The organism is Enterobacteriaceae endosymbiont of Donacia sparganii, assembly GCF_012569045.1.
Classification (GTDB): Bacteria; Pseudomonadota; Gammaproteobacteria; order Enterobacterales; family Enterobacteriaceae.
This window is the reverse complement of record NZ_CP046196.1, coordinates 17,888-44,184: the sequence shown is the minus strand read 5'-3', so window position 1 is coordinate 44,184 and position 26,297 is coordinate 17,888. Positions and strand designations below refer to the sequence as shown.

Here is a 26,297-nt window from a genome sequence, read left to right as displayed (position 1 = left end):
ATATATTAAATATAATTAAAATATTTTATATTTATTAAAAATATTTTAATAAAAATTAATTTTTATAAATTTTTATTTAATTTTATATTATTAATATTTATAATATTAAATTATAATAATAAAATATTAAATCCTTATATTATTTAATATTGAATAATTTTTTAAGGTTATTATGTATTTAATAGATAAATTTTATATGATGCATGCAATTAAATTAGCTAAATTAGGTGTTTTTACTACTACTCCTAATCCAAATGTGGGATGTATTATTGTTAATAATAAAAAAATTATCGGTAAAGGATATCATTTTAAAACAGGAGAACCTCATGCAGAAATTAATGCATTAAAAATGGCAGGAAAAAATGCTAAAGGATCAACAGTATATTTAACTTTAGAGCCTTGTAATTATAGTAATTTAACACCTTCTTGTTGTAATGAATTAATTAATGCTCAAATAAAAAGACTAGTAGTTGCTACAAAAGATCCTAATCCTAAAATAAATGGTAAGGGATTAGAATTATTACATAATCAAGGTATTCAGATAACTAATAATATTTTACCTAAAAAAGCTCAAGCAATAAATTATGGTTTTTTTAAAAGAATGCGTACTGGGATTCCCTGGATACAACTAAAATTAGCATCATCTTTAGATGGTAAGATTGCATTATTAAATGGAAATAGTAAATGGATATCATCAAAAATTTCTAGAAAAGATGTTCAAAAATTAAGAGCTAAAAGTACAGCTATTTTAAGTACAAGTAAAACTATTTTAAAAGATAATGCAACTTTATTAGTTAAATGGAATAAATTAAATAATTATATTAAAAATATATATCCTAAAAAATTATTAAGACAACCCATTAGAATTATTTTAGATCGATTAAATAAAATAAAACCAACTGATAAAATTATTTTATATCCTGGAAAAATATTTTTAGTAAAACTAAAATATACTTTTGAAAATTGGCCTGATTATGTTGAACAAATTATTATTCCTGAAATTAATGGTTATTTTAATCTTAAATATTTATTTAAAATATTAGGAAGTAAAAAAATTAATTCTATTCTTATAGAAGCTGGGAGTATCTTATCAGGATTTTTAATTACTTATAATTTAATAGATGAATTAATTATATATTTAACACCTAAATTATTAGGAAATATGGCGTTAAATTTATGTAATATAAATAAATTAATAAATATTAGTAATTTACCTAATTTTTATTTTACAAATATTAAAAAAATAGGACCAGATATAAAATTAGTATTAAAGCCAAAATCTATTAATAGTTTTATAAAAAAAGAGATATAAAATATACTATGAAAATTATTGATGAAAATATTATAACTCCTAATGCTTTTATTGCTATCGTTATATCAAGATTTAATACATTTATAAATAAAAATTTATTATATTCTACTATTGATACTTTACAAAGAATAGGTATGGTACAAGAAAAAAATATAACTATATGTTGGGTACCAGGAAGTTATGAAATAGCTCCAATAGTTCATTTATTAATACAAAAAAATATTTATGATGGTATAATAGCTATTGGAACTATTATAAAAGGAAAAACATCTCATTTTAAATATTTATCACAAGAAGTTTGTTCACAAATATCTAATTTATCAGTACAAAATAATATTCCGATTTCTTTTAGTATTTTAACAACTGATAATATTGAGCAAGCGATTGAAAGATCTGGTATAAAAACAAGTAATAGAGGTGTTGAAGCTGCTTTAACTTTATTAGAAATGATTAATATATTTAAAACAATAAAATTATTAAATACAAAAAATAAAAAGGAAGTTAAGTGAAATTCACCTACAGATATCAATCTAGGAAATATGCTTTACAAGCAATTTATTCTTGGCAATTATCTAAAAATAATTTTAGTGATATTCAATATTATTTTTTAAATGAATCAATACAAGATATTAAAAATATTGATATTGATTATTTTAATGATTTAATAAAAGGTGTAATAATAAATAGTATTTATTTAGATAATGTAATGAAACCATTTTTATCTCGTAAATTATTTGAATTAGGTCAAATTGAAAAAGCAATTTTACGTATCTCATTATACGAGTTAATAAATCGTTTAGATGTACCATATAAAGTAGTAATTAATGAAAGTATTTACTTAGCTAAGAGTTTTGGAGGAGTTGAAAATAGTTATAAATTTATTAATGGAGTATTAGATAAAATAGCAAATAAATTAAGAATTTAAAATTTTAAAATTTATATATTAAATTATTATTAATTAATAAAAAAATCTTAAGATCTATAACTCTTTTTCAATTTTCATTGATGTTTCTTTTCCTAAAATAATTTCTATTAATTTTAAATTAAATAAAATAGAGTATTTTACGCTTTGTGCTGTTAATAATTTATATTTATCATCCCAATAAATTGGATATTTAATCCACTGTTTGTATGGGATTAAATATTTTAATCCTAAGTATCCAGTCATTTTTGCATTTGGGAAAAGGTTATTAGGTATAATAACCATAGAAGGAGAAGCACATATTGCTCCTATTATGCGATTAGAATTTTTAAAATCTTTTAGATATTTTAATAAAAGAACATTTCTTTGAAAATTTTTTGATGCTTGTAATCCACCAGGAAGAATAATCGCTATTTGATTTCTAATATCAATATTTTCTAAATTATTTAAAAAAATATTACTTATAATTTTTGTTCCATGTGCACAAATAATTTCACGTTTATTGTTTGTACTTACTAATATAACATTTATATTACTTCTAGTTAATAGATCTATACAAGTAACTGTTTCTATATCTTCAATTCCATTTGTTACACAAAGTAAAACAGAATAATTTTTGATCATTTGATATTACCACCTTATTAAGAAAAATAAAATTTTAAATATTATTAATTATATATAGGAAAAGATTTACATAATTTTAATATATTATTTTTTATATTTTTAAAATATTGATTTTTATGATTTATAATTTTCATTATATAATGAGTAAGTAAATATATTTCTTTTTCTTTAAAACCTCTTTTTGTAATAGCTGGAGTTCCTATTCTTATACCTGAAGTAATAGAAGGAGGATTAAAATCATCAGGAATACTGTTTTTATTAACTATAATATTATACTTCTCAAGAAGTAATTGGGCTTCTATACCTGTTATTTTTTTATTAGTTAAATCTATAATAAATAGATGATTATCAGTACTATCTGATACAATTTTATATTTATATTTTTTAAATATTTTAACCATTAGTTTAGCATTTTTTAATATTTGTTTTTGATATATGATAAAATCAGGATTTAACGCTTCTTTAAATGCTACTGCTTTAGCTGCTATAATATGCATTAGTGGTCCTCCTTGACTTCCAGGAAAAATGGATTTATCAAATTTTTTAAATAAATATTTATTTTTTTTTAATGATAATATAATACCTCCTCTAGGTCCAGATAATGTTTTATGAGTTGTACTAGTTACTACATGAGCATAAGGAAGTGGATTAGGATATAATCCTGCAATAATTAATCCTGCAATATGAGAAATATCAACACAAAAATATGCATTTACTATATCAGCAATATTTCTCATTTTAGCCCAGTCACATATTCTTGAATAGGAAGAAAAACCTCCAATGATCATTTTTGGTTTATATTTTTTTGCTAATTTTAATAAATTACAATAATCAATTATCCCTTTTTTATTTGTTTTATAAGGTTTACTGTTATAAATTTTACCTGAAAAATTTACTTTAGATCCATGAGTTAAATGACCTCCATGAGAATTTTCTAATCCCATAATAATATCTCCAGGATTTAATAAAGCCATATAAACAGCAAAATTAGCTTGAGATCCTGAATGAGGTTGTACATTTACATAATCTGCATTAAATAATTTTTTAGCTCTTTTAATAGCAAGATTTTCAATTTGATCAATATATTTACAACCTCCATAATATCTATATTTAGGATATCCTTCTGCATATTTATTTGTTAATTGAGATCCCTGAACATTCATAACATTATATGATGTATAATTTTCAGAAGCTATTAGATTAATATTTTCTTCTTGTCTTTTTGATTCTTTTTTTAGAAGCTTTAATAATTCTATATCATTTGATAAAACTTTTTTAATTTTTTTCAAATTAATAAACCTTATGTAAATAAAAATTATTTTTTTTTTCTTTTTAAAGAAAAAAAATTTTTTATAATATATGTACATTCTTTTATTAAAATTCCAGAATTTATTGTTATTTTATAATTTATATTATAAATTCCTAATAAATCTATAAAAGATCCTATCTCATTATATTTTTTATTATAAGTACTAAATACTAAACGGGGAATTCTACTAATAATTATAGCGCCTGCACACATTAAACAAGGTTCTAATGTTACATACATAGTTGTATTTATTAATCTATAATTTTTTAAATATTTTCCAGCTTTTCTTAAAGCTATTATTTCAGCGTGTGCTGTAGGATCATTTGTTTTAATGGAACTATTAACACCATAAGAAATTATTTTATTATTTTTTATAATAATTGCTCCAACTGGTATTTCTCCAGCATTTTTAGCTAATTTAGCAAAATATAAGGCATATTTCATCCAATAAATATCATTTTTCATTAAAATATATATTTTTTACTTAATTATATTATATAAAATATTTTTTATTATATATTAAACATATAAAAAATATATACTTATATTTCAGATTATTTTTTAAAAAAATAAATTTTAGAATATTTTGATTTAAATTATTAATTTTATTAATTAATTTTATTAGTATAATATATTAAATTTTTTTTTAAATTATTTTTTATAAAAAAGAGATATTTATAGTGATAAAAAAAATAAAAGCTATTCATGGTATGCATGATTACTTATATCCAGATACTTTATTATGGAAAAATATTGAAAATATTATACAAAATACTTTAAATAATTATGGTTATCAGGAAATTAAGTTACCCATTTTAGAAAAAAGTGAATTATTTAAAAAAGCTATTGGAGAATATACAGATATTATAGAAAAAGAAATGTATACCTTATTTGATAAAAATAATAATTCTTTAACTTTACGTCCTGAAGGAACTACTGGATTTATTAGAGCTATAATAGAACATAATATTTTTTATAATAATAGACGTTTTTGGTATAATGGTCCTATGTTTCGCTATGAACGGCCTCAAAAAGGACGATATAGACAATTTAATCAAATTGGTATTGAAACACTTGGATTAAAATCTCCTTATATAGATGCTGAAATTATTATTATAATAAATAATTTATGGAAAAAATTAAATATTACAAATAATATTTTTTTAGAAATTAACACTATAGGATCTCTAATGGATAGAGATAAATATGTAAAAAAATTAATATTATTTTTAGAAAAAAATTCTCATTTTTTAGATTTAAATAATAAAAAAAAAATATATACAAATCCCTTAAGAATATTAGATAGTAAACATAAAAGTATTAAATTATTATTAAATAATGCACCTAAATTACAGGATTTTCTTAATGAAAAAAGTATTAAAAAATTTAAAAAATTATGTGAAATTTTAAAATTTATGCATATAAAATTTAATATAAATAATTATTTAGTTAGAGGGTTAGATTATTATAATGATATTGTATTTGAATGGAAAACTAATAATATAGGAAAAGGTTTTTCTAAAACTATATGTGGAGGAGGAAGATATGATAAATTAATTAATAATATGAGTAATGGTAAAAATAATATTGGTATTGGATGTGCAATAGGGATGGAACGTTTAATATTATTAATACAAATTACTAAATCATTAAAATTAAATACTAAATATCTAATTGATATTTTTTTAATACCTATGGAAAATAATCATATTTTAAAAAAAATTTTAACTATTGGAGAATTAATTAGAAAAAATTTCCCTAAACTTAGAATAATTACTAGTTATCTTTTTAAAAATTTAAAAAAACAAATTATTCAAGCTAATAAATATAAATCACGTTTTATAATTATAATAGGTCAAAAAGAAATAAATAATAATTTAATTATTATTAAAGATTTATATTTTAAAAAACAAATAAATATTCCAGAAAATAAATTAATATTTAATTTAAAAAAAATATTTAAATAAATATTTTTATTTTAAAAATATTTATCTAATAAAATTTTAAAATTATTAAAATATTAAATTTTAATTTTTAAAGAGTAAAATAATGAAATTATCAAAATTTATAATCTTAATTTTTATTTCTTATTCTATTTTTTTAACATCTTGTACATATAAAAAAAATGATGTTTTTAATAAGAAAAATTATTTATTATCTAAGTTAAATAAAGTACAATTACAGTTAATTTGGACAAATGGGATAGGAAAAAACAATATTTCTTTTACAAAATTAAATCCTTTTTATAATAAAAATTTTTTATATATAGCAAATAAAAATGGATTTATTTATTGTATAAATATAAAAACAGGAAAAATTATTTGGAATATTAATCTTATAAATAAATTTTGTCATTTTTCATTTTGTAAATATGAATATCTTACTACAGGTCCTGTAGTATCTGGTAATTATTTATATGTAGGTAATAAACAAGGAAAAATTTTTGCAATAAATATTAAAAAAAAATCTATAATTTGGACAAAAAATGTATTTACTGAAATATTATCTAGTTTAATTATTAGAAAAAATGTATTACTAATCCATAGTATGGATAATATTTTACAAGGTTTAGATAAAAATAATGGAAAAATTATATGGACAGTAAGTTTAGGACATTCAAATGGATTTTCTATACAAGGAGTCTCTACTCCTGTACTTTTTTTTGATAACGTTCTTACGGGAAGTGATAATGGTATAATTAGTTTTCGTATAGTTACTAATGGATCATTAGTATGGGAACAAAATTTATTAAGATTTAATAATAAAGAAAATTTTATTAATATCAATGATATTGATACACAACCAGTAATACATAATGGTATTGTTTATGTATCTTCTTATAATGGTATTTTTATGGCTTTAGATTTAAGTACAGGAAATATTATTTGGGAAAAGATATATTTTACTCATAAAAATTTTATTATACATAAAAATATTATCTATTTAATAGATCTACAAAATAGAATTTTTGCCTTAAATACAGATAATGGTAATTTGATTTGGATACAAGATAAATTTAAAAATAATAAAATTAATAATTTATTTTTTTATAAAAATAAAATTTTTTTTACAGATAATAAAGGATTTTTTTATTGGATAGATCCTAAAAAAGGAATTTTTATCGGTAAAAAAAAAATTGATAAATATAAAATAAATTCTATTTTAGTAATAAAAAATCAATTAATTATACAAACTATATATAATAAAATATATTTATTTAAAATTTTAATAACATAATAAATAAAAGAGATAATAAAATGATACATCAATATCCTATTATTACTATATTAGGTGATAATAATGTAGGAAAATCTTCTTTATATAATATTTTAATAAAAAAATATGATTCTTTAGTTAATAAAATACCAAATTTTACAATAGATAGAAAATATGGTAACGCTAAAATTAAAAATTTTAAGTTTATCTGTGTAGATACAGTAAGTTATAATAAATTTCATGAAAAAAATTCTTTAATAAAGGAACAAATTTTATTATCAATTAATGAATCTAATTTAATTATTTTAATAATCAAAGGAAATAAATTAAATGTTATAGATTATAATATTATTGATAATGTTAGAAAATATAATAGAAAAATAATTCTTTTATTAAATACAAAAAATAAGAATTTTTCAGATACTGAGTTTTATGCTTTAGGTTTAAATTTTTATTTTATTAATATTATAAATAAAAATGATATTATAAAATTGAAAAAAATATTATTTTTTTATATACAAAAAATATATGATAATGAAAAAAATAAAAATAAATTATATAATAAATTTTATATAAATAAAAAAGATAATATTAAATTAGCTATAATAGGAATGCCAAATGTAGGTAAATCTACTTTAATTAATAAATTTATTAATGAAAAAAGAATGGTTGTCAATAATGATCCAGGAACAACAAGAGAGAGTGTTTTTATTCCATTAAATAATATAAATAATTTTAATAAAAATATTACTTTAATTGATACTGCAGGTATTAAAAAAAAAAATAAAATTAAAAATAAAATAGAAAAATTTTCAATTTTAGAATCTTATAAAATTATTAAAAAATCTAATATAATTTTATATATAATAAATGGAGAAAAAAAAATTTTTTGTAAACAAGATATAATAATAATTAAACATATTATTGCTCAAAAAAAATCTATGATTTTAGTTATAAATAAATCAGATCTTATTACATTAAAAGAAATTAATTCTATAAAAATACTTATAAAAAGTAAATTTAAATTCTTTCCTATTATTTCTATTTCAGCTAAATTAATTATAAATTTTAATTATATTTTAAAATTAATATATAAAATATATAATATATCTACTAAAATATATAGTACATCTCAACTTATGAAAATTTTAAATTTAGCAACTCATTCAGTTTTACCTCCTATATCTTCTAATGGGAGGCGTATAAAATTAAAATATATACATCAAATAAAAAATAATTATTTAACATTTAAAATACATGGTAATCAATTAACAAAATTAAATTATAATTATAAACGTTATTTATTAAATTTTTTTTATAAAAAATTACAATGTATCGGTAATGTTATAAGTTTTAAATTTCAAGAAAATAAAAATCCATATAATTAATTTAATTAAAATATATTTTTAATTTTTTATTATATATGATGTACATAATAAACATTTTAATTTATTAAATTATAAATATGAAAAAAAATATTCCATATTTTAGATTTGAAATTGCTCCTATGTTAAAAAAAACTAATAAATATTGTAGATATTTTTATCGTAAATTAACTAAAAATTCACTTTTATATACTGAAATGATTCATTCTAATACAATCAAAAAAAATGAAATAATTTTATTAGAAAATTATAATGTTAATAATATTGTATTACAATTAGCTGGTAATAAACCAAAATTATTATCTTTATGTGCTAAAAAAGCAGAAAAAATAGGATATAAAGAAATTAATTTTAATTTAGGATGTCCTTCTTTAAAATCTCAAAAAAATAATTTTGGAGCATCTTTAATGAATCAACCTCTGATAGTATCAGATTGTATTAAGTCTATGAGTGATAGTGTTTCTATACCTATTACTGTAAAAATGCGTATTGGTATTAATAATAATAATAATTTTATATTTTTATATAAATTTATTAATTTACTTATAAAAAGTGGTTGTAAAAGATTTATTATTCATGCAAGAACAGCATTGTTATATAAAAAAATTAGTACTAGAAAAAATTTAGTAATTCCTAAATTAAATTATGAAATTGTTTATAAAATAAAAAAAAAATTTCCAAATATAAAAATATCAATTAATGGAGGTATTAAAACTTTAATAGATATAAAAAAACATTTAAAATATGTTGATGGAGTTATGTTAGGGCGAGCAATTTTTAAAAATCCTAAAATATTAATAGGTATAGATAAAAATATATATCATAATAATAAATCTATTGTACAAAATCCTATAATAATAGTAAAATCTATGTTTTCTTATATAGAAAAAGAATTAAAAAAAGGTATTTCTTTGATAACTATTATTACTCCTTTATTAAATATTTTTCATGGTATTAATGGATCACATAATTTTAAAAATTTTATTTTTAATAAAAGAAATTCTTTAGATATTAATAATATAGAAGTTTTAAATAAAGCTTTATCTTACATAAAAATAAAATAATATAAATTATTTTATTATTAAAATAATTTAAAATTATATGTATATATGGTAATAAATAATTTAATGAAACAATTTAAAAAAGACCCACAAATTGAAAGAATAAAAATTCCTCCTCATTCTTTAGAAGCAGAACAATCAATATTAGGAGGATTAATGTTAGATAATAATCGATGGGATAATATTATAGAAAAAATAATAGTAGATGATTTTTTTATTTTATCACATAAAATAATTTTTAATGAAATGAGTTTTTTAATAGAATTAGGTAAACCAATTGATTTAATAACACTTTCTGAATCTTTAGCAAATAAAAAAAAATTAGATCAGATAGGAGGATTTGCTTATTTAGCAGAGTTATCAAAAAATATTCCTAGTATATCTAATATATCTGCTTATGCAGATATTGTTCATGAACGTGCTGTTATTAGAGAAATGATATCTGTTGCAAACGAAATAGCAGAAGCAGGATATTATCCTAATGGTAGGAATAGCGAAGATTTATTAAATTTAGCAGAATCTCGTGTATTTAAAATTGCAGAAAAACGTTTAAATAAAGATACTAAACCTAAAAATTTAGAAGAAATTTTAGAAGTTACTATTTCTAAAATAGAATCATTTTATAATACTCCTAAAAATGGTATTACGGGAATAGATACTGGTTATCATGAATTAAATAAAAAAACAGCAGGATTACAAAAATCTGATCTTATTATAATTGCTGCACGTCCAGCTATGGGAAAAACTACTCTTGCAATGAATATTTGTGAATATACTGCAATATCACAAGATAAACCTGTATTAATATTTAGTTTAGAAATGCCTTGTGAACAAATTATGATTCGTATGTTAGCATCTCTTTCACGTGTACATCAAAATAAAATTAGAACAGGACAATTAAATGATGATGATTGGAAAAAAATATCAACTACTATGGGAATTTTATTAAAAAAAAAAAATATATATATTGATGATTCTTCTGAATTAACTCCAACTGAAATTAGATTACGCTCTAGAAGAATATTTAGAGAACATAATGGTTTAAGTTTAATAATGGTAGATTATTTACAATTAATGAAAGTACCTGCTCTATCTTTTAATAGAACTTTAGAAATATCTGAAATTTCTCGTTCTTTAAAAGTTTTAGCTAAAGAATTACATGTTCCTGTAGTTGCTTTATCTCAATTAAATAGATCTTTAGAACAAAGATCTGATAAAAGACCAATGAATTCTGATTTAAGAGAATCTGGTTCTATAGAACAAGATGCAGATCTTATTATGTTTATTTATAGAGATGAAGTATATAATGAAAATACTAATTTACATGGTATAGCTGAAATTATTATAGGAAAACAAAGAAATGGCCCAATGGGTACTATAAAATTAATTTTTAATAATCAGATCACACGTTTTGATAATTATTCTAATTATTATAATAATGAAAATATTTAAATTTTTTTTGTAAAAAAATTTAATTTATTTTTTTTATAAAAAAAAATTTTTATAAAAAAATTAATAAAATATAAAAATTTTTTATATAATTTTATTATGAGAAAATAAATGTTAAAAATTTTTAATACATTAAGTAAAAAAAAAGAGATATTTTCTTCTATTAGTAAAAAAGAAGTAAAAATTTACGTATGTGGAATAACCTCATATGATATATGTCATATTGGTCATGGAAGAACATTTATTATATTTGATATAATAATTAGATATTTAAAATTTTTAGGTTATAAAGTAAATTATATAAGAAATATTACCGATATTGATGATAAAATTATAAATGAAGCTAAAAAAAAAAATAAAAAAATACAAATTTTTACACAAAGTATAATTAATAAAATATCTAAAGATTTTGATAATTTAAATTTGTTACCTCCTAATTTTGAACCTAAAGTTACTAATCATATAAAAGATATAATATATATTATAAAAAAATTATTTAAAAATAATACTGCTTATATTGCAACAAATGGTGATGTTATGTTTTCTATTAAAAAATATCCAAATTATGGGATTTTATCTAAACAAAACATAAACTTACTAAAATTAGGTACAAAAATTAAAAATATTAATACTAAAAAAGATTATAAAGATTTTATTTTATGGAAATTAACTAGTAAATTAAATATAGGATGGCATTCTCCTTGGGGTTTTGGAAGGCCAGGATGGCATATAGAATGTTCTGCTTTAAGTCGTAAATATTTAGGAAAATGTTTTGATATACATGGAGGAGGTAATGATTTAATATTTCCTCATCATGAAAATGAAATTGCACAGTCTTCTTGTTTAAATAAAGAATTTTATGTAAATTATTGGATACATACAGGAATGATTATTATAAATAATAAAAAAATGTCTAAATCTTTAAAAAATACTTTAAAAATAAAAAATTTATTATTAAAGTATAATAAAGAAGTTATTAGATATTTTTTAACTGCTACTCATTATCGTAGTCCTATTATATATAATGAAAATAAATTAAAACAAGCACAATTAGCTATACAAAAATTGTATGTTTCTTTATTTTATAAAAAAAAATCTTATAATATAAAAAATATAAAAAATAATTTTTTTTTATTAGAGCAAAAATTTTATAATTCTATGAATGATGATTTTAATACTCCTAAAGCATATAGTATTTTATTTAAAATATCACGAAAAATTAATATTGCTTATAAAGAAAAAAAATATTTAATTACTAATTATTTTATTTCAAAATTAAAAAAATTGGGTAATATTTTAGGTTTTTTATTTTATAATCCTAAAAATTATTTACAAAATAATCAAAATTCATGTGATTATTATAATAAATATGAAATCCAAGAATTAATTGAAAAGCGTAATATTGCTCGTAATTATAAATTATGGGATAAAGCTGATTTAATACGCAATCAATTAAAAAATAAAAATATTCTTTTAGAAGATACAGAAAATGGAACAATATGGAAGAAAAAAATTTAAAATTTTATATAATTAAATTAAGAAATATTTTATATAAAATCTATAAACTTTTTTTTTATAAAAAAAAAATAATAAAATTAAGAAAAATAATTATAGAATATAATTATAAATATCATGTATTAAATAATACTAATATTCTTGATTATCAATATGATAAATTAATTTCTAAATTAGAAAAGTTAGAAAATTTATATCCTTATTTAAAAAATAAATATTCTCCTACTAATTTAGTAGGAGCAAAACCATTAGTACCCTTAAATAAGGGGTATCATTATATCCCAATGTTATCATTAAATAATGTTTTTAATAAAAATGATTTATTTAAAAAATTTTTTTATCCTATAAAAAGAATAATAAATAAATTAAATTTTTGTTGTGAATTAAAATTTGATGGAATAGCAATTAATTTATTATATAAAAATGGCATTTTAATAAATGCAATTACTAGGGGAGATGGAATTATAGGAGAAAATATTATAAATAATATATTTAAAATTAAAGATATTCCTCATATTTTAAAAGGAAAAATTTTTCCTAAATTATTAGAAATAAGAGGAGAAATATTTATTCAAAAAAAAAATTTTAAAATATTAAATCAAAAAAAAATTATTAAATATAAATCATTTAGTAATACAAGAAGTGCTACTTATGGAGTTTTAAGATTTAATAAAAATACTAATAATAAATTTTTAAATTTATTAAGTTTTTTTAGTTATGGAATTGGTTTTATAGATAAAAAAATTTTTTTAAGTCAACAAGAAATTTTAGATAAATTAAAATTTTTCGGTATTCCTATATCTAAATATACAAAAGTTTTTTCTTCTTATCATGATATTATTCAATTTTATAAGTATTTTCAAAAAAAAAGAGATTTTTTACCTTATACTATTGATGGTATTGTTATTAAAATAAATAATATAGAAAAACAAAATATTATTGGATATACTAATCATGCTCCTAAATGGGCTATTGCATATAAATTTCCGTCACAAGAAAAAATAACATTATTAAAAAAAATAATTTTTCAAATTGGACGTACAGGAATAATTACCCCAATTGCAAAATTTAATACTATTAATATTAATGGAGTAAATATTAATTTTGCAACATTATATAATATTAATGAAATTAAACGATTAAACCTAAAAATAGGGGATACAATAATTGTACAGAGATGTGGAGATGTAATTCCTAAAATTACTAATGTAATAATTAAAAAAAAATTTAAAAAAAAAAATAATATTTTAATACCTAAAAAATGTCCTAGCTGTAATTCTATTCTTAAAAAAAAAAATAATATTTTATATTGTATATCAGGTTTATCTTGCAAATCTCAATTAAAAGCATATTTAAAACATTTTATTTCACGTGATGTTATAAATATAAATTTTATAGGAAATAAATTAATTGATAAACTAGTAGATAAAAATCTAATAACAAATAACATAGATTTATTAAATTTAAATAGTTCTATTTTATCAAAAATAGATCATTTAGGTACTAAATCTATTCAAAAAATATTAAAATTTTTACAAAAAAAACCACAAGTTACTTTTAGTAAGTTTTTATTTTCTTTAGGAATTCCAGATATAGGAATAGTAAAATCTTATAATATATCTATTTTTTTTAAAACATTAAAAAATTTTTTAAATACTGATTTAAATCAATTATGTAGTATTATAGGGATAGGTAAAAAAATTTCATTTAATATATTTAATTTTATTAAAAATAAAAATAATATAAATATGATTTTAAATTTATCAAAAAAAATAGATATTATTTATCCAAAAAATATTTTTAAAAAAAAAAAATTTTATAAAAAAAAAATATCTATTACTGGAAAATTTTTTTTTATAACACGATCTGATTTGATAAATAAATTAATAATGTTAGGAGCAATAATAAATATTAATATTAATAAAAAAACAGATATATTAATTTTAGGCACAAATCCAAGTTCTAAATTATTAAAAGCAAATAAATTTAATATTAAAATTATAGATGAAAATCAAATTATTTCTTTATTTAAAGAATATAAATAATTTTCTTAAAAAGATTAAAAATTGTTAATTAATAAAATTAATGGTATTATTATTAATAATATATTTAATTAAAAAATTTAATCATAAAATTATATGAAATCTCTTAAAAATATTATAGAAAATTATTTTTTAGAATATAAAAAAAATAATAATTTTTTACAAAATAAAGAAATAATAAATAATATAAAAAAAGTAATTAAATTATTAGATAAAGGTATAATTAGAGTAGCTGAAAATATTAAAGGACAATGGATTGTTTATGAATGGATTAAGAAAGCTATATTACTATATTTTAAGATTAATAAAAATTTTTTATTACAAGGATCTTATCATAATTTTTATGATAAAATACCTTTAAAATTTGATAATACTTTTAGAAAAAAAAATTTTGAAGATATTAAATGTCGTATTGTGCCTCCTACTATTGTAAGGTACGGTTCTTTTATTTCTAAAAATACAGTATTAATGCCTTCTTTTATAAATATTGGGTCATTTATAGGACAGGGATCTATGATAGATACTTGGTCTACAATAGGTTCTTGTGCTCAAATAGGAAATAATGTACATATTTCCGGAGGAGTAGGTATAGGAGGTGTATTAGAACCTATACAATCTAAACCAACTATTATAGAAAATAATTGCTTTATAGGTGCTAGATCAGAAATAGTAGAAGGAGTTATTGTAAAAGAAGGATCAGTAATTTCTATGGGAGTTTATATAGGACAGAGTACTAAAATTTATGATAGAGAAACTGATATAATAAGTTATGGCCTTATTCCTAGTTATTCAGTTGTAGTTCCGGGAACTTTACCTTCTAAAAATGGTAAATATAATTTATATTGTGTAATAATAGTAAAAAAAGTAGATAAAAAAACTTTAAGTAAAATTGAAATTAATAATATTTTACGTGATTTATGTTAATAAAAATATAAATAAATTTTATTCTAAAAATCTTATAAAAAATATTACTTTTCCTAAAAACATAATTTTTCATAAAAATTTTATAAATTATTAATATCCATAGATAAAAAATATACTTAAATTGCATCCGGGAGGATTTGAACCCCCGCCCACTCGGTTCGTAGCCGAGTGCTCTATCCACTGAGCTACGGATGCTTTTTACTTTTTCGGTGAGAGAGAGATTCGAACCCTCGATGTAGAATACTACATACACCCTTAGCAGGGGTGCGCCTTAAGCCACTCGGCCATCTCACCATTATACATTAAAACATGATTATTATATCTTTTATAAAGATTTTGTCAAATTAATTATTTTTGTATTTTTTATGAAAAAAATTATTTTAACGGATTTACTTGCTGATTTTTTTCTGCTTGTATACGTTGATATATTTCTTCACGATGTACAGCAATTTCTCTAGGAGCATTAACACCTATTCGAACTTGATTTCCTTTTATTCCTAATACTGTTACCATAACTTCATCACCTATCATAAGTGTTTCGCCTACTCGGCGAGTAAGAATAAGCATCCTTTTCTCCTTAAAAAGAAATAAAATATAAAATATTTATTATTATATTATTATTTATTAAATTAATAATTAAAAAGTTTTATCTTTTAAAAATATATAAATAAATTAATTTTAAATTAATTTATTTATTTTATTTAAAACAAATGATCTTATCTTAGATAAGAAAAAATAATATTTATCTTTACTAAGATTAATTTTTCCTTGTGCTATATTAGCACATCCATTTACTTTACAAACATTTTTATCTAAATTTTTTTGAATAATTTCTATGGCATTGATTTTATCAGAAATATTTTTACTAATTTTTATAATAAAAAATATTTTATTTTCCCATTTTGTAGATAATATAATTATTATTTTTGTAAATTTTTTTAATAATTTTTTTATAATATAACTAAATAATTTAGGATTAAAATTATATATTTTACTAATTACTAAATTAATATTATTTAATAATATATTATTTTCTAATAAAGTTTGTTCTTCTTGTGAAGAAATATATTCTTCTAATTTTTTAATATTATTTTTTAAAATATTTATTTTTTTTTTATCTAATAAAATATTTTTTACTAAATTTTCTTCATCTGTTCTAATTATATTAGAAATATATTTAATATTTTTATTTTGTTTTTGTATATATTCTAACGCTAGATTATGAGTAAAAGCATGTATACGTTTAATACCATGTGCAATATTAAGAAATTTTGTAATTATAAATAAACCTATTTCTTGAGTATTAGATATATGTGTACCGCAACATAATTCTTTTGAAACATTTTTAATATCAACAACTCTTACAGTATCATCATATTGATTATTAAATAAAGCAATAATATTATTATTTTTTATTTCTTGTTTTTTCTGTATATATGTTTTTATTTTTATATTTTTAAATATATAATTATTAATTTTTTTTTCAATATTTAAAATATCTTTTAACTCTAAAGAATTATTATATGAAAAATCAAACCTTAAATATTTATTAGTTACTAAAGAACCTTTTTGGTGTACATATGTACCAAACATTTTACGTAAAACAAAATGTAATAAATGTGTTGCAGAATGATTTCTACTAATCATCATACGATATGATATATCTATTTTAGAATATAAATAATCATTTATTTTTAGTGATCCTAAAATCATTTTACCAATATGGATAATTAAATTTCCTTGTTTTTTAGTATTATAAACTTGAAAAATATTTTCTTTATCTTTTTCTAAATATCCTATATCTCCTATTTGTCCCCCTGATTCTCCATAAAAAGAAGTAATATCTAGTATTATTTCTCCTGTATCTCCTAAATTTATTTTATTTCTAGATATACCATTTAAATATATATCAAGTACCTTACTATAAGTAGCAAAAATTTTATATCCATTAAATTTAGATATTTTATTTTTATAATATAAATTTATTTTTTTTTCAAAAAAATGTTTTTTTCTTGATTGTTTACGTTGTATATCCATATATTTTATAAATTCTTTTTTATTAATATTAATTTTTTTATTTATACATATATCTTCTATTAAATCAGGAGATAAGCCAAAAGTATCATATAAAAAAAATATTTGTTTACCTGATAAATAATTATTTTTTGATTTTTTAATTTCTTTATTTAATAAAATAATTCCTGAATTTATAATTTCATTAAAACTTTTTTCTTCATTTTTAATAATTTTTATTATATTATCATATTTTTTATATAAAAATTCTTTTTCTCTATCATCAATATCTCTAATATATTTTTTAGCTAATTTATAAAAAAAATATTTTTTTATGCCTAAAATTCTACCATGATTTATAGCTCTTCTGATAATTTTTCGTAAAATATATCCTCTTTTTTCATTACTAGGTAAAATATTTTCTGCTGCTAAATAAACAGAAGATCTAATATGATCAGCTATTACTTTTAACGAATTATTTTCTAAATCTTTAGTTTTAACAAAATTATTTATATTTTTGATAATTTTTTGAAAAATATTAATTTTATAATTAGAATCTACACCTTCTAAAATACTACTAATTCTTTCTAATCCCATTCCTGTATCAACTGATTTCATTGGTAAAGATATTAATTCTCCATTTAAATTTTTATTAAATTGTATAAAAACAATATTCCATATTTCAATAAAACGATTACCTAAATTATTTTTAATGTTTCCTTTTAAATGATCTCCTAAGTCATAAAAAATTTCTGTAGATGGCCCACATGGTCCTGTTTCCCCCATTTGCCAAAAATTATCAGAATTATAAATTATATTATTTTTATCTTTAATTAATAAGATATTTTCCTTAAATATTCCAATATCTTTATTCCAAATATTATATGTTTCTATATCTGTATGATATACAGTTATATATATTTTTTTTTTTTCCAAATTAAACCATTTAGAATCAGTTAATAATTCCCATGCATAAAAAATAGCTTCTTTTTTAAAATAATCTCCAAAACTAAAATTACCTAACATTTCAAAAAATGTATTATGTCTTTTAGTAAAGCCTACATTTTTAAAATCATTATGCTTACCTCCTACACGTATACATTTTTGTATTGTAGTAATTCTTGAAAAAGGAGATTTTTTATATCCTAAAAAATATTCTTTAAATTGATTCATTCCTGCATTTGTAAATAATAATGATTCGTCATTATTAGGTATTAATGAACTTCCTTTTATTATTTTGTGTTTTTTTTTATAAAAAAATTCTAAAAACATTTTACTAATTTCTTTTATTATACTTCCCATATTATTAATTATCCTTAATTGTTTAAAATAAATATATAAAAATTATTTACAAAAAACATAAGTTTAATTTACATTATTTTTTTTTAAAAAAAATTTCTCTTAATTTTTTTTCTATTTCTATAGATTTTTTTTTATTATTTTTTAGAAAATTTATAGCATTCATTTTTCCTTGGCCAATTTTTTCATTATGAAAACTATACCATGATCCACATTTTTCAATTATTTTTTCTTTTACTCCTAAATTTAATAATTCTCCATAAAGATTAATACCTTGTCCATAAATAATTTGAAATTCAGCTTGTTTAAAAGGTACTGCAACTTTATTTTTAACAACTTTTACTCTTGTTTCATTACCTATTATATTATCTCCATTTTTCACAGTACCAATTTTCCTTATATCTAATCTTATAGAAGCATAAAATTTTAATGCATTACCTCCAGTTGTAACTTCAGGATTACCAAATAGAATTCCTATTTTCATACGAATTTGATTAATAAAAATTAATAGTGTATTTGATTGTTTTAAATTACTCGCTAATTTACGCATAGCTTGACTCATCATTCTTGCTGCTAATCCTACATGTGAATCTCCTATTTCTCCTTCTATTTCAGCTTTTGGTGTTAAAGCAGCTACAGAATCTACTATGATAACATCTATAATTTTTGATTTAGCTAATGAATCACATAATTCTAATGCTTGTTCTCCTGTATCAGGTTGGGAACATAATAATTTATTAATATCAACATTTAATTTTTTAGCATATATAGGATCTAGTGCATGTTCTGCATCAATAAAAGCACAAACTTTACCTAATTTTTGAGCTTCAGCAATAATTTGTAATGTTAAAGTAGTTTTTCCAGAAGATTCTGGTCCATATATTTCAACTATTCTACCAATAGGTAAACCTCCAATACCTAATGCTATATCTAACGATATAGACCCTGTAGATATAGATTCTATATCCATAGTTCTATTATCACCTAATCGCATAATAGAACCTTTACCAAACTGGTTTTCTATTTGTGTAATAGCCTCTTCAAGAGCTATTTGTTTTTTTTTTTCTAAATTCATAATCTATACCTTAGATATTTATGATAATAAATTTAATTATTAATATTTATAAAAAAATTTTTTCTATTATAATAAAAATATTCATATAAATTTATTATTAAAAATATTTTCAAATGTTTAAAAAAAATAATTTTTATAAAGATGCAAATTATATTCTAGATATACAAGGATTACAGTGTCCAAATACAATTATGATGATTAGAAAAACTACGAATAAAATAAAAAAAAATGAAACCTTATTAATTATTACAAATGATATATTAGTTAATATAGATATTAAGCATTTTTGTTATTTTATGAATTATAACATAATTAAAAAAAAAATATATAAAATACCATATTTGTTTTTAATTAAAAAATTATAATTTTTTATATAAAATTTCTTTTATATAAAAGATATGTAACAATACCAAATTTTTTTTTACGATATTTAATCCAATTTTTAGGTAAAAAAAAATCATTACTTTTAGTTTCATATTCAAGAAAAATTTTTGTATGATTTTTTAACCAATTATTTTTTTCTAATAAAAAACAAGTTTTTTGTAATAAAATATTTTTTTTACAAAATGGAGGATCTATAAATACCAAATCATATTGAATTTTTGATTTATTTGATAAAAAATTTAAAGTATTTTTATAATTTAAAGAAATATTTTTTATTTTTAATAAATAAGTATTTTTTTTTAATTGTTGAAATATTTTTTTATTATTTTCTAATAAAGTAGCAAAAAATGCATTTCTAGAAAGAGCTTCAAAACTTAAAATACCAGTTCCTGCATAACAATCTAGACATGATAACATACCTATATCATTCATAATCCAATTAAATAAATTTTCACGAATAAAATTCATTGTAGGTTTTAATATTTTATTATTTATTACCTTTATTTTTTTACCTTTCCATTTTCCTGAAATAATATTAATACTATTATTTTTTTTTTTCATAATTTAAATAAATAACCTAATAATATTAATTACTTTGAAAAAATATTTTGTTATATTATTTAAATAACAATTTAATTTACTTTTATCAAGTATTTTATTACTAAATAATTTAAAAATTTTAAAAAATGATAAATAAAGAAAATATAAATAAAAAAAATGAAAAAAAAATAAGTTTTTTTAACTATTTTAAAAAAAAATTAATTAAAACAAGTAAAAATATCGGTAAAGAAATTATTAATCTTTTTAAAAAAAAAAAATTTATTGATGAAAAATTATTTAATAATTTAAAAGAAAAATTAATTATTTCAGATGTAGGTATACATACTGCTAATAAAATTATTAATTTAACTAAAAAATATGCAAAATTAAATAAACTAGAAAATTCTTCTCAATTATATGAATATCTAAAAATAGAAATGTTAAAAATTCTACTCCCAGTAGAAGTACCTTTAGTTATTAATAATAAAAAGAAACCATTTATAATATTAATTATAGGTGTAAATGGAGTAGGTAAAACAACAACAATAGGTAAATTAGCATATTATTTTTATAAAAAAAAAAAATCTGTACTTTTAGCTTCTGGTGATACTTTTAGAGCAGGAGCTCATGAGCAATTAAATGTGTGGAGTAAAAAAAGTAATAGTTTTTTTGTATATAATAAAAAGAAAAAAGATAGTTCAGCTATTATTTTTGATGCAATTTCTCAAGCTAAAAAAAAACAAATAGATATTTTAATTGCTGATACATCAGGAAGATTACATAATAATTTTTTTCTTATGGAAGAATTAAAAAAAATTGTTCGTGTAATAAAAAAAAATAATAATATGGTTCTTGATGAAATTATGTTAGTTTTAGATGCAAATATTGGGCAAAATTCCATTAATCAACTTAAAATATTTCATGAAAATATAGGAGTAACAGGAATTATAATATCTAAAATAGATGGAACAGCAAAAGGTGGAGTTATTTTTTCTTTAGCTAATGAATTTAATATTCCAATAAGATATTTAGGTTCTGGAGAAAAAATTACAGATTTATATACATTTAATGCAAAAGATTTTATAAATGCAATTTTTACAAATTATTAATTAATATTTATTATTATAAATTTAAATTTAGTTAAAATTATGTTAATAATTTTTATTTTTGGAGGATTTAATGTATAAAAATATATTTACCTCTAACTTAAGATCTCCTGTTCTACCTATAGGTACGCTAAATTCATATATATATACTACTAATAACTATCCGATGTTAACTTCTAAAGAAGAACAAGAATTATCAAGGAAATTATATTATAAAGGAGATTTAGAAGCTGCTAAAAAATTAATTTTATCACATTTAAGATTTGTTATACATGTAGCAAAATATTATTCTGGATATGGTTTACAACACGCTGATCTTATTCAAGAAGGTAATATAGGTTTAATGAAAGCTGTACGTAAATTTAATCCAGAAATTGGAGTACGTTTAGTATCTTTTGCTGTTCATTGGATTAGAGCAGAAATACATGAATACGTTTTACGTAATTGGCGAATAGTAAAAGTTGCAACTACAAAAGCACAAAGAAAATTATTTTTTAATTTAAGAAAAGCTAAACAAAGGTTAGGTTGGTTTAATCAAGATGAAATTAAAATGGTTGCTAAAGAATTAGGTGTGTCTATTAAAGATGTTTGTGAAATGGAATCACGTATGTCAGCACAAGATATGAATGATAATTTAAATATTAAGGAAGATTTTAAAAATAAAAATATTAGTTCTGGTATCTTTCTTAAAGATCATAATTCTAATTTTGCAAATATAATAGAAAAAGATAATTGGAGTAAATTTATTTCAAATAAATTATATATAGCTTTATTAGAATTAGATTATCGTAGTCGTAATATTATTAATTTAAGATGGTTAAATAAAAATAAAAAAAAAATTACATTACAAGAGTTAGCAAATTATTATGGTATATCTGCAGAACGTATACGACAATTAGAAAAAAATGCAATGAAAAAATTACGTTTTATGATTGGAAATTTATTTCCAATATAATTTATGTTTTTTATGATTTTTATGTAATAATAAAATTCTTAATTTAAAATTATATTAAAATTTAAATTTTTTAATAAAAGGATTAAAATGGCTAGTAAAAGAGGTATTAATAAAGTAATTATTATAGGTTTTTTAGGTAAAAATCCTGAAATGCGATATATGCCAAATGGAAATCCTGTTGTAAATATTATCGTTGCTACTTCAGATAATTGGAAAGATAAAAATACCGGAGAAAATAAAGAAAAAACTGAATGGCATCGAATAGTTATATTTGGAAAATTAGCAGAAATTTCTAATGAATATTTAAAAAAGGGATCTCAAGTATATATTGAAGGTACTTTACAAACAAGAAAATGGCAAAATCAAAATGGACAAGATAATTATATAACTGAAATAATTGTAAGTGTAGGAGGTACTATGCAAATATTAAATAATCTGCGTCAAAATGATAATAATTTAATAAATAAAGATAAAATTTCTAAAGAAATTAAAAATAATTGGAATAAAAAGAGCAAGACATCTGATTCATTAGAAAAAAATAATAATATTAATAATGAACTTTCTATTAATAAAAATGAAAATATTCTTGATTTTGAAGATGATATCCCATTTTAAAAATTAAAATTATGTTTTATAATAATAAACTACTTTTAAAACTAAAAAAAAAATTTACAAAAAATTTACCTCCTATTAAAGGTTTTGTAAAAATTTTAAATAAAAAATTAGGAATTTTAGAAACAGATAAAAATAATATTTATTATATATCTTCTGTTTATTTTAAATATATAATGGAAGGAGATTATATATTAGCTAATATAGAAAATAATGATGATAATAAATTACAAGTTATACCAATTAAATTATTAAAATCTAATGTTAATATTTTTCAAGGAAAAATAAAAAAAAAAAATGATATTATTTATATAATTCCAGAAAAAAAAATTTTACATAAAAATTTAATAAAATGTTATATAAAAAAAGATATAAAAAATAATTTTAAAGATGGAGAAAAAGTAATAGCAAAAATTATTAAACATCCCTTAAAAGGGGATAGTATGTTTATAGCAGAAATAACAGAATATTTATTTAATAATGAATACTTAATGCCATGGTGGGAAGTTTTATTAAAATATAATCTTTCTATAGAACCTCCTAGTAATACTTTATGTGAAAAAATAAAACTTTTAGATGATAATATATTTAGAAAAGATTTAACTAAATTATGTTTTATTACAATAGATAGTAAAGACACAAAAGATATAGATGATGCATTATATATAGAAGAAATTTCTGAAGAAAAAATATTAGTTTATGTAGCTATTGCTGATCCTACCGCTTATATTCAAAAAGATAGTAAAATAGATAAAATAGCTTCACAAAGAATGTTTACAAATTATTTACCTGGGTTAACAATTCCTTTATTACCAAAATTTTTATCAGAAAATTTTTGTTCTTTAAAACCAAAAAAAAAAAGACCAGTTTTAATTTGTAAAATGATTATTAATAAAAATGGTTTTTTATCTAAAAAAATAATTTTTTTTACAGGTTGGATAAAATCAAATGCAAAATTAAATTATAATGATGTTTCAGATTGGTTAGAAAAAAAAGGAACTTGGAAACCAAAAAATAATGAAATAAAAAAACAAATTATTTTTTTATATAAATTTTATTTATATCGTAAAAAATGGAATGATCAAAATATTATAAATTTTAATAATACTAATTATAAATTTATTTTTGGAGAAAAAGGTTATATACTAGATATAGTAATAGAAGAAAAAAGAATAGCACATAAAATAATTGAAACAGCTATGATAACTGCTAATATATGTGCTTCTGAAATTTTATATAAAAAATTAGGTTTTGGAATATATAATATATATTATGGTTTTAATATAAGTAAATTAAAGAAACTAATTAATTTATTAAATGAATATAATATTAAATATGATAAAAAATTTTTAATGACTTTAAAAGGATATAAAACTATATATAACAAAATATATGATTTAAAATCATCATTTATTTTAAATAGAATAAAAAAATATCAATTAATTACATTATTTAATACAAAACCTGGCCCACATTTTGCTTTAGGTTTAAAAAGATATGCTACTTGGACATCTCCTATACGTAAATTTGGAGATATTATCAATCATAGATTAATAAAATCAATTATACATAAATCTTCTAATATAGAAAAACCTGTAGATGATATTTATATTAATATGAATCAAAAGCGTTATTTAAATAAACAAGCAAAAAAAGATTTATCTAATTTTTTATATTTACAATATTTTAAAAATATGTCTATTCGTAATAAAATTTTTATATCTGAAATTATTGATATATTATTTATTGGAATAAAAGTAAGATTTATTGAAAATGGAGCTTATGCTTTTGTTCCTAAAAAATTTTTATGTACTAATAATATTATTATTAATCAAGAAAAAGGACTTATTTTTAATAAGCAAAAGTTATTATATAAAGTTACTGATAAAATAAAAGTTATTATAAAAAAAATAAATATTGATAGTATTATTGTTAAAATAATTTAATTTTTATAATTTATATTGGATAAATTTATATGACAGTTAAAGGACATATAATATTTACTATAGCTAGTAGTATTTTAATACAACATTTTATTTTTTCTCATATAATGTATCATGATGATTGGTGGCGTATTATTCCTGTTTCAATTATTACGTGTTTATTACCTGATATTGATAATCCTAAATCTATTTTAGGACGTAAAATTAAAATTTTATCATATTTAATTAATAAAATATTTGGGCATAGAGGATTTACTCATAGTTTATTATTTATATTAATCTTTGGATATATAATTTTTCCTATTCATTTAAAATTAAATTATTTTTTTGATGTTAAATTAGGTTTAATTATAGGTTATTTAAGTCATATTATTGCAGATATATTAACTCCATTAGGAGTACCATTATTATGGCCTTATAAAAAAAAATTTAAACTTCCAGTTATTACAAAAAATTTTTTAAAAGAAGATATTTTTTGTTATTTATATTTAATATTTTCTTTATATTTATTGTATCCTATTTGTAATAATATTATAATTAAACTTTTTCGATAATATAATTTTTATAATATTAAATTAACAATAATTAAAATAATTTTTAATTTATAATTA

Annotated in this window: 24 protein-coding genes and 2 tRNA genes; 17 read left to right on the top strand and 9 right to left on the bottom strand. The window is 18.8% G+C overall.

The features are described from left to right. Nucleotides 1-172 precede the first annotated feature (172 nt). The 3 genes from ribD to nusB are packed head-to-tail and all read left to right on the top strand — an operon-like array spanning nucleotide 173 to nucleotide 2,237. Nucleotides 173-1,312, top strand: coding sequence for a bifunctional diaminohydroxyphosphoribosylaminopyrimidine deaminase/5-amino-6-(5-phosphoribosylamino)uracil reductase RibD (gene ribD / locus GJT98_RS00235; protein WP_168820714.1), 1,140 nt, complete (start codon nucleotides 173-175; stop codon nucleotides 1,310-1,312). 8 nt (nucleotides 1,313-1,320) lie between these two features. Further along, entirely contained in the window at nucleotides 1,321-1,821 is a 501-nt protein-coding gene (gene ribH, locus GJT98_RS00230) for a 6,7-dimethyl-8-ribityllumazine synthase (RefSeq protein WP_168820712.1), read from the top strand. After that, the gene (gene nusB, locus GJT98_RS00225) at nucleotides 1,818-2,237 is read left to right on the top strand and encodes a transcription antitermination factor NusB (RefSeq protein WP_168820710.1); all 420 of its coding nucleotides are present in this window, start codon (nucleotides 1,818-1,820) and stop codon (nucleotides 2,235-2,237) included. The genes ribH and nusB overlap by 4 nt, the downstream gene beginning before the upstream one ends. Before the next feature lie 54 nt (nucleotides 2,238-2,291). Here the strand turns inward: nusB and GJT98_RS00220 are convergent, their stop codons facing one another. From GJT98_RS00220 to tadA, 3 genes are read right to left on the bottom strand one after another with little or no spacing between them, the layout of a single operon-like run. Further along, nucleotides 2,292-2,858, bottom strand: coding sequence for a DJ-1/PfpI family protein (locus GJT98_RS00220; protein WP_168820708.1), 567 nt, complete (start codon nucleotides 2,856-2,858; stop codon nucleotides 2,292-2,294). A gap of 44 nt (nucleotides 2,859-2,902) precedes the next feature. Then, nucleotides 2,903-4,147 (bottom strand): serine hydroxymethyltransferase, encoded by a 1,245-nt coding sequence (locus tag GJT98_RS00215; RefSeq protein ID WP_246208944.1) that lies wholly within the window; start codon nucleotides 4,145-4,147, stop codon nucleotides 2,903-2,905. A 26-nt stretch (nucleotides 4,148-4,173) separates the two neighbouring features. Further along, entirely contained in the window at nucleotides 4,174-4,632 is a 459-nt protein-coding gene (tadA, locus tag GJT98_RS00210; protein WP_168820704.1) for a tRNA adenosine(34) deaminase TadA, read from the bottom strand. 215 nt (nucleotides 4,633-4,847) lie between these two features. Between tadA and hisS the strand changes: the two genes are divergently transcribed. From hisS to dapD, 8 genes are all read left to right on the top strand, one after another. Beyond that, nucleotides 4,848-6,134: a histidine--tRNA ligase gene (hisS, locus tag GJT98_RS00205; protein ID WP_168820702.1), complete on the top strand. Its 1,287-nt coding sequence runs from the start codon at nucleotides 4,848-4,850 to the stop codon at nucleotides 6,132-6,134. An 82-nt stretch (nucleotides 6,135-6,216) separates the two neighbouring features. Further along, entirely contained in the window at nucleotides 6,217-7,404 is a 1,188-nt protein-coding gene (locus GJT98_RS00200; protein WP_168820700.1) for an outer membrane protein assembly factor BamB family protein, read from the top strand. A 20-nt stretch (nucleotides 7,405-7,424) separates the two neighbouring features. Further along, nucleotides 7,425-8,771, top strand: a complete 1,347-nt coding sequence (der, locus tag GJT98_RS00195; protein WP_168820698.1) for a ribosome biogenesis GTPase Der — start codon at nucleotides 7,425-7,427, stop codon at nucleotides 8,769-8,771. Nucleotides 8,772-8,848: 77 nt separating this feature from the next. Further along, nucleotides 8,849-9,832, top strand: a complete 984-nt coding sequence (gene dusA, locus GJT98_RS00190) for a tRNA dihydrouridine(20/20a) synthase DusA (RefSeq protein WP_168820696.1) — start codon at nucleotides 8,849-8,851, stop codon at nucleotides 9,830-9,832. Between the two features lie 45 nt (nucleotides 9,833-9,877). After that, nucleotides 9,878-11,281 carry a replicative DNA helicase gene (gene dnaB, locus GJT98_RS00185; protein WP_168820694.1) on the top strand — a complete coding sequence of 468 codons (1,404 nt, stop codon included), beginning with the start codon at nucleotides 9,878-9,880 and terminating at the stop codon, nucleotides 11,279-11,281. A 108-nt stretch (nucleotides 11,282-11,389) separates the two neighbouring features. Continuing rightward, nucleotides 11,390-12,796, top strand: coding sequence for a cysteine--tRNA ligase (gene cysS / locus GJT98_RS00180; RefSeq protein WP_168820692.1), 1,407 nt, complete (start codon nucleotides 11,390-11,392; stop codon nucleotides 12,794-12,796). Further along, nucleotides 12,778-14,838, top strand: coding sequence for an NAD-dependent DNA ligase LigA (ligA, locus tag GJT98_RS00175; RefSeq protein ID WP_168820690.1), 2,061 nt, complete (start codon nucleotides 12,778-12,780; stop codon nucleotides 14,836-14,838). Before cysS ends, ligA begins: the two co-directional genes overlap by 19 nt. Nucleotides 14,839-14,931: 93 nt before the next feature. Next, nucleotides 14,932-15,759 carry a 2,3,4,5-tetrahydropyridine-2,6-dicarboxylate N-succinyltransferase gene (gene dapD / locus GJT98_RS00170; RefSeq protein ID WP_168820688.1) on the top strand — a complete coding sequence of 276 codons (828 nt, stop codon included), beginning with the start codon at nucleotides 14,932-14,934 and terminating at the stop codon, nucleotides 15,757-15,759. 122 nt (nucleotides 15,760-15,881) lie between these two features. Here the strand turns inward: dapD and GJT98_RS00165 are convergent. The 5 genes from GJT98_RS00165 to recA all read right to left on the bottom strand — a co-directional run bounded on the left by GJT98_RS00165 (nucleotide 15,882) and on the right by recA (nucleotide 20,146). Further along, a tRNA-Arg gene (locus tag GJT98_RS00165) sits at nucleotides 15,882-15,954 on the bottom strand. A 12-nt stretch (nucleotides 15,955-15,966) separates the two neighbouring features. Further along, nucleotides 15,967-16,053, bottom strand: a tRNA-Ser gene (locus GJT98_RS00160). 81 nt (nucleotides 16,054-16,134) lie between these two features. Further along, nucleotides 16,135-16,326 (bottom strand): carbon storage regulator CsrA, encoded by a 192-nt coding sequence (gene csrA / locus GJT98_RS00155; protein WP_168820686.1) that lies wholly within the window; start codon nucleotides 16,324-16,326, stop codon nucleotides 16,135-16,137. Between the two features lie 111 nt (nucleotides 16,327-16,437). Further along, nucleotides 16,438-19,074 carry an alanine--tRNA ligase gene (gene alaS / locus GJT98_RS00150; RefSeq protein ID WP_168820684.1) on the bottom strand — a complete coding sequence of 879 codons (2,637 nt, stop codon included), beginning with the start codon at nucleotides 19,072-19,074 and terminating at the stop codon, nucleotides 16,438-16,440. Nucleotides 19,075-19,147: 73 nt separating this feature from the next. Continuing rightward, entirely contained in the window at nucleotides 19,148-20,146 is a 999-nt protein-coding gene (gene recA, locus GJT98_RS00145; protein ID WP_168820682.1) for a recombinase RecA, read from the bottom strand. Between the two features lie 113 nt (nucleotides 20,147-20,259). Here recA and tusA point away from each other — a divergent pair, with 113 nt between their 5' ends. Next, nucleotides 20,260-20,511, top strand: a complete 252-nt coding sequence (gene tusA, locus GJT98_RS00140; protein ID WP_168820680.1) for a sulfurtransferase TusA — start codon at nucleotides 20,260-20,262, stop codon at nucleotides 20,509-20,511. A 4-nt stretch (nucleotides 20,512-20,515) separates the two neighbouring features. Here tusA and rsmD read toward each other — a convergent pair whose 3' ends face one another. Further along, nucleotides 20,516-21,091, bottom strand: coding sequence for a 16S rRNA (guanine(966)-N(2))-methyltransferase RsmD (gene rsmD, locus GJT98_RS00135; protein ID WP_168820678.1), 576 nt, complete (start codon nucleotides 21,089-21,091; stop codon nucleotides 20,516-20,518). A gap of 125 nt (nucleotides 21,092-21,216) precedes the next feature. Between rsmD and ftsY the strand changes: the two genes are divergently transcribed. The 5 genes from ftsY (at nucleotide 21,217) to GJT98_RS00110 (ending at nucleotide 26,240) form a co-directional block, all read left to right on the top strand. After that, complete coding sequence (gene ftsY / locus GJT98_RS00130; protein WP_168820676.1) at nucleotides 21,217-22,179, top strand: signal recognition particle-docking protein FtsY; 963 nt, start codon at nucleotides 21,217-21,219, stop codon at nucleotides 22,177-22,179. Nucleotides 22,180-22,249: 70 nt separating this feature from the next. Continuing rightward, entirely contained in the window at nucleotides 22,250-23,131 is an 882-nt protein-coding gene (rpoH, locus tag GJT98_RS00125) for an RNA polymerase sigma factor RpoH (RefSeq protein WP_168820674.1), read from the top strand. Nucleotides 23,132-23,218: 87 nt separating this feature from the next. Next, nucleotides 23,219-23,746, top strand: coding sequence for a single-stranded DNA-binding protein (ssb, locus tag GJT98_RS00120; RefSeq protein WP_168820672.1), 528 nt, complete (start codon nucleotides 23,219-23,221; stop codon nucleotides 23,744-23,746). An 11-nt stretch (nucleotides 23,747-23,757) separates the two neighbouring features. Continuing rightward, a complete protein-coding gene (locus GJT98_RS00115; RefSeq protein WP_168820670.1) occupies nucleotides 23,758-25,689 on the top strand; it encodes an exoribonuclease II in 1,932 nt (643 codons plus the stop codon). Nucleotides 25,690-25,718: 29 nt separating this feature from the next. Next, entirely contained in the window at nucleotides 25,719-26,240 is a 522-nt protein-coding gene (locus GJT98_RS00110; protein WP_168820668.1) for a metal-dependent hydrolase, read from the top strand. Nucleotides 26,241-26,297 lie beyond the last annotated feature (57 nt).